Source organism: Streptomyces sp. NPDC019531, assembly GCF_044903305.1.
GTDB lineage: Bacteria > Actinomycetota > Actinomycetes > Streptomycetales > Streptomycetaceae > Streptomyces.
The window spans coordinates 50,565-62,617 of record NZ_JBJDQL010000053.1 but is presented as its reverse complement, the minus strand read 5'-3'; the positions used below and the strand labels follow the sequence as shown (position 1 = coordinate 62,617).

Genomic DNA, 12,053 nt, shown 5'->3' with positions numbered 1-12,053 from the left:
AAGACCCGAAACCCTTCGTATGGACGAAGACCGCGGACGAGATCCTTGAGCGCCTCGCCGGATATCTGAACCGAATTCCAGACTCAGGACACTAGGCCGTCACGGCACAACCCGGGGTTGTGGCAAGTGGATTCCGTGGTTGTTTGATCGGCGGGCCCGGCACTCGGTTGGATGGCGTCGGTCAACGCGGGGTTGTCGAGGAGGGGGTATTGGTCGTGAGCGGGAAACGGTCGCTGGGACGGCGGTTCGGGTGGCTGTGGGCGGCCTACGCGGTCAGTGCGTTCGGCACCTCGTTGTCCTTCGGCGCCTTCCCTCTGATCGCCGTGCTCGTGCTGCATGCTGGCCCCGCCGCCGTGTCGGCGCTGGCGGCCTCGGGGCTCGCGGTCGGGGCGGTGGCGGCCGTACCGCTCGGACCCTGGGTGGAGTTCCGCCGCAAGAGACCGGTGATGGTCGCGATGGACCTCACCCGGTTCGCCGCCCTGCTGAGCGTGCCCGCCGCCTACGCGCTAGGCGCGCTCAGCTTCGTCCAGCTCCTGACGGTGTCGGTGCTCGTCTCGGCGGCCGACATCACCTTCAACGCGGCGTCCGGGGCCTTCCTGAAGCATCTGCTGCCCCGGGAGGACCTGCTGGTCGCCAACGGGCGGTTCGAGGCCACGAACTGGACCAGCATCGTGCTCGGGCCTCCCCTCGGCGGTGCCGCCATCGGGCTCTTCGGGCCCGTGACGACCCTGGTGGCCGACGCCGTCAGCTATCTGCTCTCGGCGCTGGGCATCCGCGCGGTCGGCGGCGGCGAGCCGCGGCCCGCGCCCGGCGCGAGGACGCGTGGCTCGCTCCTGGAGGGCTGGCGGCACATCCTGACCAGCGCCGTGCTGCGCCCGTGGTTCTTCAACACGGTCCTGGTCAACGCCCTGATCATGGTGCCCGTACCGCTGCTCACCGTCCTCATGCTCGGCCCGCTGGGCTTCGCCCCGTGGCAGTACGGTCTCGCCTTCGCGGTGCCCTGCCTCGGCGGTCTGCTCGGATCACGGATCGCCCGCCCCCTGGTGGCCCGCTACGGACGGCACCGCGTCCTGCTCGTCTCGGGCGTCCTGCGCGCGTGCTGGCCGCTCGGCCTCGCGTTCATCGGCCCCGGTACGACCGGACTGGTGCTCGTCATGGTCATCGAACTCGGGGTGATCACCTCCTGCGCCGTCTTCAACCCGGTGTTCTCCACCTACCGGCTGGAGATGACCCCCACGGACCGGGTCGCCCGCACCCTCACCGCCTGGTCGGTCACGGGCAAACTCACCACCGCGGGTCTGACGGCGCTGTGGGGCCTGTTGGCCGGTCCCACCGGAACCCGTACGGCGATCGCGCTCGCCGGTCTCCTGCTGCTGGCCACCCCGCTCCTGCTGCCCAGGCGGGCCGCCGCCGCGCCCGAGGAGTGTCAGGACGCCCTGCCCTCCTCCGCCGGGCCTCCGTGACGTGAGTCCGGGGGACCGCCGAAGTGGAACCGGCCTGGCCCGTCGTCCCCCGGGGTGCCGGTGATGACCCGGGCGGCGGTCCTGGTGTCGTCGCCGGTGAGCCTGCCGGCCACAAAGATGGTGTCGCCCTTCTTGAGCGCGTCGGCCCCGGAGGCGGACGTACCGTCGCCGAGCACCGTGATGCCGGGGTCCACCGTCCACTTCCACTCGGCGCCGTCCTCGCTCTTCACGGTGACCCGGTCGCCGTCCACCTCCTCGACGGTGCCCCGCTGCCAGATCCGTACGACCCACTTGCCGGACTGGGAGTCCTTGACGGTCTCCTCCCCGTGCACGGCGCCGCCCCGGGGCCCGGGCCACGCCCGTTTGCCGTCCGAGGACGCCGAGGACGAGGGCGACGAGGAGGCCGCCGCCGGATTCGCCCCGTCGGAGCCGCCCGAGGCCGCGGCGTACGCGACCGTACCCCCGACGGCCAGGACGCCGACCGTGGCCGCCGCGACCACTGCCCGTGCCCGCGCGGGCTGTCGATTCCAGCTCCCGCGAAGACCGGAGTGCTCCGGCCCGGCCGCGATCACCTCTGTGTTGTCCTGTTCCGGTTGGTCCGTCATGGCTCGCTCCCCTCACTCCGAATGTCAAGCCTTGGTGTGATTGTGGGAAACGAACCTTAAGGAACTGGTAATGCGTACCTGTGAATTGAGGCCGTACGTCCCTCAGGCCACAGGCGTCTGCACCCGCGCGATCAGCAGGGCCACGTCGTCGGAGTTGTCCGGCTGGTGCAGGGTGCGCAACAGCAGGTCGCAGACGTCCTCCAGTGGACGGTCGGGGCCGTCGAGAAGGTCGAGGAGCGCGTCCAGGCGCTCGTCGAGCGGATGCTGCCGGGTCTCGACGAGGCCGTCCGTGTAGAGGACGAGCCGGTCGCCGGGGGCGAGCTCGACGGTGGTCGTGGAGAAGGCGACTCCGCCCACGCCCAAGGGCGCCCCCGTGGGGAGTTCGAGCAGCTCCGGCGGACGGTCGGCGCGCAGCCGTACGGGGGGCAGATGCCCGGCGTTGGCGATCCGGCACTGTCCGAGGCGCGGATCGTGCACGGCGTACACGCAGGTGGCGATGGAGTGGTCCAGGCCGTCGGTGATCCGGTCGAGGTGTTCGAGGAGCTTGGCCGGGTCCAGGTCGAGGGAGGCGAGGGTGTTCGTCGCGGTGCGCAGTCGGCCCATGGTGGCGGCGGCGTTGATCCCGCTGCCCATCACGTCGCCCACGACCAGGGCGGTCTTGCCCTCGTCGAGCGGGATGACGTCGAACCAGTCGCCGCCGACCTCGGCGGTGGCGCCGGCCGGCTGGTAGCGGGAGGCGACCTCCAGGCCGCCGGTCACGGAGGGGTGGCTGGGCAGGAGGCTGCGCTGGAGGGTGAGAGCGGTGTTGCGGGCGTCCTGGTACCAGCGGGCGTTGTCGATCTGCACCGCCGCGCGGGCCGCCAGCTCCCGTGCCAGCAGCAGGTCGTCCTCGCCGAACGGCTCCGGATTGCGGACGCGCTTGAGGTCGAGGGCGCCGAGCACCTCGCCGCGGGCGATCAGCGGCACGGCCAGATAGGAGTGCACACCGGCCTTGGCCAGCAGTGCGGCCGCCTCCGGTGAGCGGGCGATACGGGCGAGGTCGGCGGCCTGTACACGCGGCACCAGGACAGGTTTCCCCGTGCGCACGCACTCGGTGACCAGCCGCTCGGGGGCGTACCGGGCCACCTGGCCGGGCGGATCGGCCGCGCTCAGGGCGTCCGGGGCATCGGTCGCCTCGACGGCCAGCGGGCGGATCACGGCGGCCTCGGCGGGGCCGAGGGTGCTCGGTCTGCCCTGCACCACCGCCTCCAGCAGGTCCACGGCCGCCACGTCCGCGAGGTCCGGCACGGCCACGTCGGCCAGCTCCCGGGCCGTACGGTCCAGGTCCAGCGTGGTGCCGATACGGGCGGAGGCGTCGGCGACGAGCGCCAGGCGGCGCCGGGCCGTCTCGGCCTCCACGGTCGCCATGTGCTGCTCGGTGACGTCCAGCACCGAGCCCGCCACCCCGAGGACGGTCCCCAGCGCGTCCTCCAGGCGGTACAGCGACACCGACCAGGCGTGCTCCGAGTCCGGATCGGCGGGCGTACGGCCGACCGTGTGCTGGTCGACGAGCGGCTTTCCGGTCCGCATCACCTCGCGCGCCGCGGCCTCGAACGCGGTCACGTCGACTTGGGGCAGGACCTCGCCCATCTTCCGCCCGATGTGCTCCTCGGCCGGCACTCCGTTCAGCTCTTCCAGCGCCGCATTCACCGAGACGTACCGCAGCTCGGTGTCCAGCACGGCCAGCCCGATCGGGGACTGGGACACCATCCGCGTTGACAGCGCCACGTCCCGCTCCAGTCGGCGCACGGTCTGCTGGTCGGCGCACAGCCCGAGCGCGTAGACGTCTCCGCGGTCGTCAAGGAGCCGCATGTTGCGGAACTCGACGAGCCTGGTGCTGCCGTCCTTGCGCCGTACGGGGAACGCCCCGGCCCAGCTCTGTCCGGTCTCCATGACGTCGGCGAACAGCTTGACGACCAGGTCGACATGCTGCTCGTTGATCATCAGATGGGCCGCGAACCGCCCCAGTGCCTCCTGCGCCGTATAGCCGAACAGTTCCTCGGCCTGCGGGCTCCACAGCACGATGCGGCCCTCGGTGTCCGTCACCACCGAGGCCATGCCCAACTCGTCGAGCAGCCCGCTCGGCCGTACCGCCCCGCGCGAGGGCTCCTCGCCCTCGGACGCGGGTATTCCGGCTGCACTCATTGCACGAACCGCCTTCGACCGTTCTCGCGGCACGCCGTACCCCCGTGCCGACTCCCCTGTTCTACCGCGCTCAACCGCCTCCGCGACCACGCGGTGGTGTTCTTCCACCATCTCTCACCACGGGGGCGCGCGTCCGGTGAAGTACGCGGGGGTGACGAAATCCCCATGTTCATTTCATTGGTCTGTACATGACTATCGATGGGGCGTCAGACTGTCCGGCGAGCCATCCCACCCCCGCCCCACGAGCCTCAGGAGTATTCCATGCCCCTGCGCGCCAGACAGCGTTGTCACGCCGTCGTCGCCGCCCTCGTCACGCTCACCGCGACGGCCCTCCTGGCCGCCGCCCCGCCCGCCTCCGCCGCCGACACCTGGACCGAGGCGGGCTCCGACCGCGCCGACCCGCTCACCGAGAGCCAGGGCCTGACCTCGGTCGAGGTCCCCGCCGGGTCCGCCAACCGCTACACCGGCATCGGCACCATCCCCGTCTCGGTCAGCAGCCGGGGCTGGAACCACGTGGGCGACCCCGACGCCTCCTACGACGGCCACTACGTCGAGCCCTACCAGGCCGACTCCGGCACCGCCAAGATGTACCGGGTGCAGGCGCCGGACGGGACCTGGTCCGAGTACGTCCACACGCTCGGCTCCGGCGAGGCGCTCAACAACTCCTGGGTCGCGATCTCCCCCGACGGACAGTGGATGCTGTCGGGCGAATACGGCACCATGAGCCGCTTCCTGGTCTTCCCCACACCCGGCGTCAACGCGAGCACCTCGCCCTCGGCGAACCTTCCGCAGGCGGCCACCGTCACGCTCGACCACGCCGTACGGGACGTACAGGGCTGCGACTTCCTGAGCGCCACCCAGTTGCTGTGCTCCTCCGACGACCCGGCGGGCGCGCTCTTCGGCTACACCAAGCCGCTCCTCCAGATCGACCTGTCCGCCGCCCCGACCGGCTCGGGCAACGTCTCCGGCCATGTCACTGCCCTGCGCCAACTGCCGCTCAGGAGCTCCTGCTCCGGCGAGTTCGAGGCGGAGGGCATCGACTACGACCGCCGTACCGGAACCCTGCGGGTGATCGTCGTGTCGCCCGGCTTCTGTGTGCTGACGGACAGCAAGACCTACCGCTTCACCAGGAGTTGAGCCCCTCACGGCAGGTGCCGACCCTCCGTGGCAATGAGGGTCGGCACCGATGGCGGGGCCGTGAGGCCGGATGCGACGCGGGGACGAACACCCCCACAGACAGAGGGGGATCTCGCACCCACCCCCGTGAAGAACGGCATGTACGTCCTTCCGCGTCCTCGCGGGAGGTGAACCGTGGGACGTGTTGACGCCTGCTCGTGATGGGCGGCGCCTTCCTTGCCGCCGCGTTCCTCGCCCGCCTCGGCGGCCGGATCGGACCACCGACCATCCGCTGTTCATGCTCGCCGGCATGCTGCTCGGCCCGCACACCCCCGGCCTCGTCCTGGTCGAGGACGCGCACGACTTCGAGATGCTCTCCGCGACGGCTACGGCGCCCAGCCCGCCGCCGACATCGCCACGACCCTCGTGGCCCGTGGGGAGTTTGCCCTGATCCTCGGTGTGATGGCGGCCGGTGCGGGACTCGACGCACGTCTGGCGCCGCTCCTCGCCGGGTATGTCCTTGTCCTGGCCGTTCTCGGTCCCGTGGCCGCGGGGCGGGCCCATCTGCCGGCCCGGGCCCTGGGGTCCGTTCGTCGTGCCCGGACGCCCGCGGGCGAGGTCACCCCGCAGCCGGTCTCCGTCGCGCTGGGGACGGACGCCGAACGGTAGCGGACGTTCGCCGTGCGAAGGAGGAGTCATGCGCCAGCCCGACGACGAACACCTGGTCGATCTTGCGGCCCGGCTGGAGCCTCACGACCCACGGCTCGCCCGTGGGCTGAGGACGGCCCGTCCCGCCCGGCCCCGCGAGTACCGACGCGCCGGCGCCTGGGGGACCCTCGCTTTCGCCGTGACCCTCCTGGTCGTCGGAATGGCTCTGCCCGAGGGGATTCTCGTGGCCGCGGGCCTGGTGCTCGCGGGTATCGCCGTGCCGTTGTTCGATCCGCATCGGGATCGTCCGCAACGCTGACGCCGCCGCCGGTAGTGTTCGGTGAAAGGTGGTGCTTTTCTGGGGGTGTGGCGCGGTTCGCGGGGAACCCGGCGGTACCGGTCATCGCCATGAGAGGAGCGACCACGATGGATCGTGAGCGAGCGCACGACGAGTCCGTCTCGCTGGAGATCAGCGGATGCAGCAAGGAGGACGCCCGGATCGTCTTCGACACGCTGAGCGCGTGCTTCGAGTCGGACCGAGGTGCCGACGAGGTGCCGCAGCAGCTCCATGAGACGCGGCCGATGGTGTGGCTGGGAACGTTCGAGGTGACCGAGGCGCGTTCCTGTCCGCCGCCGGCGCGGTTGTCGTCCTCTGTGGAGGCCGATGCGCAGGGAGGGTACTGGGCCATCGAGAGGCTTCGGACGACCTTGGATTCGATGTTCGCGGTGCGGGACCTCGCGTCCGCGTCGGGCGACCAGGAGCGGGAGCTGCATGTGCGCCTTGAGAGTCGTTGATCTGTCGGCGGCGCCGTCGTGGCTGGTCGCGCAGTTCCCCGCGCCCCTGTAGGGAGCGACCAGCCACTCTGGGATCAGCCCTGTTGATCGCGTCGGCGATGTCCTGTGCGGTCGGGGGGCCGAGGTCGGCGCGCACGGGGAAAGGGGCGCCCGCGTCTTGGCGTCCTGCGTGTCCTCGCCCAACTCTGTGCTGGTGGCGCCCGGTTCGATGTTCCCCGCGCAGGTTACGGGTGAGGCGGGCTACGGCCGCCTTGGTGGTGCAGTAGACGGACCAGCCGGGGAAGCGGAGATGTCCGCCCGCTGAGCCGACGCGGAGCAGCCCGCGCCAGGCTGACGCCGATCATGCGGTCCCACCCCCTGATCGCAGAAGATCCACGAGACCAAACACTTCCGGCACGCGCTGGTAGGCGAACTGGGTCGAGCAGGTCCTCTCCCTGCCGGGCCGTCTCGCCGCGGCCGAGACCCTCTCCGCGGAAGCTGAAGCCGAAGCCGAAGCGGCCGACGAGGACACCCAACAGCTGAGGCAACCCTGCGTGGTTCGTATCACTCCTACCTGGTTGTGCAACTAGTTGCACAAAGATGGAGCGGTCCTCTACAACAGAGGGGCACGACACCGTCACGGAGGGGCCGATGAGCCGTTACCCGCACCTGCTGAACCCGCTCGACCTGGGCTTCACCACGCTGCCCAACCGCGTCCTCATGGGCTCGATGCACGTCGGCCTGGAGGAGGCCGAGCGCGGCTTCGAGCGCATGGCGGAGTTCTACGCCGCACGCGCGCGTGGGGGAGTGGGACTCATCGTCACCGGCGGTATCGCACCCAACGACGAGGGGCGCCCGTACGAGGGCGGCGCCAAACTCACCACCGACGCGGAGGCCGATCAGCACCGGGCCGTCACCGAGGCCGTGCACCGCGAGGGCGGCCGGATCGCCCTGCAGATCCTGCACTTCGGCCGGTACGCCTACCACCAGAACCTCGTCGCCCCGAGCCCCCTCCAGGCGCCGATCAGCCCCTTCCCGCCCCGCGAGCTCACCGACGCCGACGTCGAGCGGACCATCGAGGACTACGCCCGGGCGGCCCGCCTCGCCCGGCAGGCCGGCTACGACGGTGTCGAGATCATGGGCTCCGAGGGCTACCTCATCAACGAGTTCATCGCCGCGCAGACCAACCACCGCACCGACCGCTGGGGCGGCTCGTACGAGAACCGCATGCGCTTCCCGGTGGAGATCGTGCGCCGGGTGCGCGAGGCCGTCGGCGAGGACTTCATCATCGTCTACCGGCTGTCCATGCTGGACCTCGTCCCGGGCGGCTCCACGCTCGACGAGGTGATCACGCTCGCCAAGGCCGTCGAGGCCGCCGGGGCCACCATCATCAACACCGGCATCGGCTGGCACGAGGCCCGCATCCCCACCATCGCGACCTCGGTGCCGCGCGGCGCCTACACCTGGGTGACCAAGCGGCTCATGGGCGAGGTGTCCGTCCCGCTGGTGACCACCAACCGCATCAACACCCCCGAGCTGGCAGAGGAGTTGCTCGCCGACGGGTACGCGGACATGGTGTCCATGGCCCGCCCGATGCTCGCCGACCCCGACTTCGTCGCCAAGGCCGCCGCCGGCACGCCGGAGGCCATCAACACCTGCATCGGCTGCAACCAGGCCTGTCTCGACCACACCTTCAGCCTGAAGATCACCTCCTGTCTGGTCAACCCGCGCGCCTGCCACGAGACCGAGCTGGTGCTCTCCCCGACCCGGCTGCGGAAGCGGGTCGCCGTGGTGGGCGCCGGACCCGCCGGACTGGCCTGCGCGGTGAGCGCCGCCGAACGCGGCCACGAGGTCACCCTGTTCGACGCTGCGAGCGAGATCGGCGGCCAGCTGAACGTCGCCCGCCAGGTCCCCGGCAAGCAGGAATTCGACGAGACGATCCGCTACTTCCGCCACCAGCTCACCGCCCACGACGTGGACGTACGTCTCAACACCCCAGTGACCTCCGGTGACTTGGACGCCTACGACGAGATCGTCGTCGCCACCGGTGTCACCCCGCGCACCCCCGACATCCCGGGCGTCGACCACCCGAGCGTGGTCGGCTACCTCGACGTCCTGCGGGACCGCGCCCCCGTCGGCGACCGGGTCGCGATCCTCGGCGCCGGGGGCATCGGCTTCGATGTCGCCGAGTTCCTCACCGACGGCGGCGACAAGGCGAACGAGGACCCGGCGACGTACTTCCGCCAGTGGGGCGTGGACATGGACTACACGGCCCCCGGTGGACTCGTCGCCCCCGAACGCCCCGCCCCGCCGCGCACCGTGCACCTCCTCCAGCGCAAGACCGGCAAGGTCGGCGCCGGGCTCGGAAAGACCACCGGCTGGATCCACCGCGCCGAGCTCAAGCACCGGGGTGTCGCCATGGTCCCGGGTGTCCGCTACGACCGTATCGACGACGCCGGACTGCACATCACCGTCGGCGAGGACAGCACCGTCCTGGAGGTCGACACCATCGTGCTGTGCACCGGGCAGGAACCGCGCCGGGACCTGTACGAGGAGCTCTTGGCCGCGGGTCGCAGCGCGCACCTGATCGGCGGGGCCGACGTGGCCGCCGAACTGGACGCCAAGCGGGCGATCAAGCAGGGCACCGAGATCGCGGCCGCGCTCTAGGCGGCGTACCTAGGATGACCGCATGTCACTCCCGCACGCGATCCTCACCGCTCTCCTCGAAAGGCCGTCGGCGGGGCTGGATCTGACCCGTCGGTTCGACAGGTCGATCGGCTACTTCTGGTCGGCCTCGCACCAGCAGATCTATCGCGAGCTGGGAAAGCTGGAGGCCGAGGGCTACATCCGGGCCATCCCCACGGCCCAGCCGACCCGGGGGCAGAAGAAGAGCTACGAGGTCCTGCCCGCCGGCCGCGCCGAACTCGAACGCTGGACGGCCGCGGCGCAGGACCCCAAGCCGCACCGGGACGCCATGCTGCTGCGGCTGCGCGCGGCGGCCGTCGTCGGCACGGCCGGCCTCGAAGCCGACCTGCGCCGCCATCTCGACCTGCACCGACGGCAGTTGGCCGAGTACGAGGAGATCCAGCAGCGCGACTTCCCGCCCGGCAACGACAGCGCGCAGGCCAGGCTCCAGCACCTGGTCCTGCGCGCGGGCATCGAACTGGAGACCTTCTGGACCCAGTGGCTCACCGAGGCCCTGGAGGAGTTCGCCGAGCTCCCCGACAGCTGAGGCGTCCGGCGAACCGCCGTTCTCAGGAACTCGGCCCTCAGAGGCGGTACGGCCGCGAACGGCGACGCAGGAACCATGCCGTGGCCAGCGCGCCGAGCGCCACCAGTCCGCCGCCGGCCGCCAGCGTCAGGGTGCCGTAGTCCTCGGTGGCGCCGCCCAGACCGCCCATGACACCGCGGGACGGGGAGGCGGAGGCCGTCGCCGAGATGGTGGGCGTCGCGGACCCCGAGACGATGATCGACTGGGTGCCCGCGGTGCTGTTGTCGAAGGCGCACATCACGATGACCGTGTATGTCCCGGGGCTCACGCCCGACCAGGCCCCGGACTGTAGCGAGGTGGTACCTGACAGGGCCACCTGGCGGCCCTGGCTGAAGTTCGCCTGACTGCTGGTGAGGAGCGAGGCGGTGCCCCAGCCGCCGTTGGTGGCGGTGCGGGAGCAGGCCGTGGTGGTGACGGAGACCGTGGATCCGGAGGTGCTCACGGAGATACCCGGAGCGGCGGCGGCCGGCCCGGCGGTCAGGGCGAGCGGCAGCGCGGCGACGGCCGCGACGGTCAGGCCGGAGCGGAGAAGTGGCTGAGTAGTGCGCATGGACTGCCCTCCGGCGGCACGGTTGGCGGTACATCCGTGGTGCCGCCTGGGTGGGGGAAGGCCCGTGCTGCCTCACGGAAATCCAACGTGCCCCCGGTCCGGCCCGCACGCGGAGCGCCTCCGTGCAGGTGACGGAGTCCTTCGTCCGGCGCAAGCGCGGGTCCGGTCACGGCGCCGCGGCAGCGCCCGTCGTCACCCTCCGCTCCGCCGACAGGCCACCCCAGGTGCCGTCGGGCAGCCGGGCCCGGATCCGTACCCGGTGGCTCTCCCCGGTCTCATGGCCCAGATAGAAGCTGTACGTCGTCCTCCCACGCGGAGGCGTTCCGCCGAACACGAGCGAGGTGGCCGCCGCCCCGTCGAGGTGGACCTGGTACTCCGTGACGACACCGTCCGCGCGGGGCGGCACCCAGGCCAGGTCGAGGTAGTACGCGCCGTCACCGTCGAGCCGTGTCGTGGCGCGGAAGTCCGTCGGCGCGGTGTCGTGGCCGTCGTCGCTGCCCGGCGTGGTCAGGTGGACGGTGGCTCCGGCCGACGAGAGATTGTCGGCCGCGTCCCGGGCGCGGACGGTGAAGGCGTAGCGGGTGCCCGGACGCAGCCCGGTGACCACGGCCGCCGTCTGGTTGCCGCCCACACTGTGGATCTTGATACCGCCCTGGTAGATGTCGTACGACACCACGTCCCGGTCGTCCGTCGAGGCGGACCAGAACAGCTGGACGGCCCGGCTGCCCGCGGCTCGGCCCTGCAGTTTCCCGGGGCGGCTCGGGGCCGAACGGTCCGCCACCGAGACCGCGGGAGTCGTCGCCCGCACCTCGCGGCTGGGTGGGCCGAGGCGTCCCTCGGTGTCACGGGCGCGCACGGTGAAGACATACGGGGTGGAGGGCCTGAGCCTGGTGACATCCACCATGTGCTGTGAACCCGGCACAGCCTCGATCTTCGTGGTGCCGCGATATACCTCGTAACGATGGACGCCCTCCTCCGAGGACACGGCGTTCCACATCACGTGCACGCTGGTCGCGCTGCCCGCGGCGGCGGTGACGCCCACCGGTGCGGCGGGCGGGCGACCGCTCTCGTCACCGTCCTGCCCCTCCCACGCGCAGGAGGGGACGAGCACGAGTGCGGCGCAGAGCCAGAGGGGAACGGGAACGACTCGCACGTCTCTGCCTCCCGGGGAGGACACCGCGGCAATGGTCCGGACCAATATGGCGCCGAAGGTGTGCTCGCTTCAAGAGGGCGGACTGTGTGGGTCCAGCCCGGGGGAGTTACGTATGCTGAAGCCCTTCAGGGCTGAACTCTCTTTGGGGGAAGAGGAGTTCGGGCCGGTGGCGTGGGCCGCTGTCGTCGCTGTTCCCACGCCGGTACGCGTGGCCGGGAGGCCGGGGTCCGCCGGGGGCTCGGCCCCCCGGCCCCTGCCCCGTCCGGACCTCCTGTGGTGGCCGCACTGC

The 12,053-nt window shown here is 71.2% G+C and carries 10 protein-coding genes and 2 pseudogenes; 8 read left to right on the top strand and 4 right to left on the bottom strand.

What is annotated here, in order from left to right; all coding sequences use genetic code 11:
* The first annotated feature begins 215 nt into the window (after positions 1-215).
* Positions 216-1,463, top strand: a complete 1,248-nt coding sequence (locus ACI2L1_RS39065) for an MFS transporter (protein WP_404744202.1) — start codon at positions 216-218, stop codon at positions 1,461-1,463.
* On the opposite strand, the gene ACI2L1_RS39060 is transcribed toward ACI2L1_RS39065, so the two are convergent.
* Both ACI2L1_RS39060 and ACI2L1_RS39055 read right to left on the bottom strand, forming a co-directional pair.
* The gene (locus ACI2L1_RS39060; protein WP_404744201.1) at positions 1,427-2,068 is read right to left on the bottom strand and encodes a hypothetical protein; all 642 of its coding nucleotides are present in this window, start codon (positions 2,066-2,068) and stop codon (positions 1,427-1,429) included. The genes ACI2L1_RS39065 and ACI2L1_RS39060 overlap by 37 nt on opposite strands.
* 102 nt (positions 2,069-2,170) lie before the next feature.
* Complete coding sequence (locus ACI2L1_RS39055; RefSeq protein ID WP_404744200.1) at positions 2,171-4,252, bottom strand: SpoIIE family protein phosphatase; 2,082 nt, start codon at positions 4,250-4,252, stop codon at positions 2,171-2,173.
* A gap of 261 nt (positions 4,253-4,513) precedes the next feature.
* Here ACI2L1_RS39055 and ACI2L1_RS39050 point away from each other — a divergent pair, with 261 nt between their 5' ends.
* The 7 genes and pseudogenes from ACI2L1_RS39050 to ACI2L1_RS39020 all read left to right on the top strand — a co-directional run bounded on the left by ACI2L1_RS39050 (position 4,514) and on the right by ACI2L1_RS39020 (position 10,022).
* Positions 4,514-5,389: a hypothetical protein gene (locus tag ACI2L1_RS39050; RefSeq protein ID WP_404744199.1), complete on the top strand. Its 876-nt coding sequence runs from the start codon at positions 4,514-4,516 to the stop codon at positions 5,387-5,389.
* A 200-nt stretch (positions 5,390-5,589) separates the two neighbouring features.
* Positions 5,590-5,750, top strand: a pseudogene (locus ACI2L1_RS39045) (cation/H(+) antiporter); the annotation flags it as partial.
* A gap of 5 nt (positions 5,751-5,755) precedes the next feature.
* Positions 5,756-6,037: pseudogene (locus ACI2L1_RS39040) on the top strand (cation/H(+) antiporter); the annotation flags it as partial.
* A gap of 28 nt (positions 6,038-6,065) precedes the next feature.
* Positions 6,066-6,335, top strand: a complete 270-nt coding sequence (locus tag ACI2L1_RS39035; protein ID WP_404744198.1) for a DUF3040 domain-containing protein — start codon at positions 6,066-6,068, stop codon at positions 6,333-6,335.
* Positions 6,336-6,442: 107 nt separating this feature from the next.
* The gene (locus ACI2L1_RS39030) at positions 6,443-6,811 is read left to right on the top strand and encodes a hypothetical protein (RefSeq protein WP_404744197.1); all 369 of its coding nucleotides are present in this window, start codon (positions 6,443-6,445) and stop codon (positions 6,809-6,811) included.
* A 630-nt stretch (positions 6,812-7,441) separates the two neighbouring features.
* Positions 7,442-9,457, top strand: a complete 2,016-nt coding sequence (locus tag ACI2L1_RS39025) for an FAD-dependent oxidoreductase (RefSeq protein ID WP_404744196.1) — start codon at positions 7,442-7,444, stop codon at positions 9,455-9,457.
* A gap of 22 nt (positions 9,458-9,479) precedes the next feature.
* Complete coding sequence (locus tag ACI2L1_RS39020) at positions 9,480-10,022, top strand: PadR family transcriptional regulator (protein ID WP_404744195.1); 543 nt, start codon at positions 9,480-9,482, stop codon at positions 10,020-10,022.
* 37 nt (positions 10,023-10,059) lie between these two features.
* Here the strand turns inward: ACI2L1_RS39020 and ACI2L1_RS39015 are convergent, their stop codons facing one another.
* Together ACI2L1_RS39015 and ACI2L1_RS39010 are read right to left on the bottom strand one after the other, a co-directional pair.
* Entirely contained in the window at positions 10,060-10,611 is a 552-nt protein-coding gene (locus tag ACI2L1_RS39015) for a hypothetical protein (RefSeq protein WP_404744194.1), read from the bottom strand.
* Positions 10,612-10,777: 166 nt separating this feature from the next.
* Entirely contained in the window at positions 10,778-11,764 is a 987-nt protein-coding gene (locus ACI2L1_RS39010; protein ID WP_404744193.1) for a fibronectin type III domain-containing protein, read from the bottom strand.
* Between the last annotated feature and the right edge of the window lie 289 nt (positions 11,765-12,053).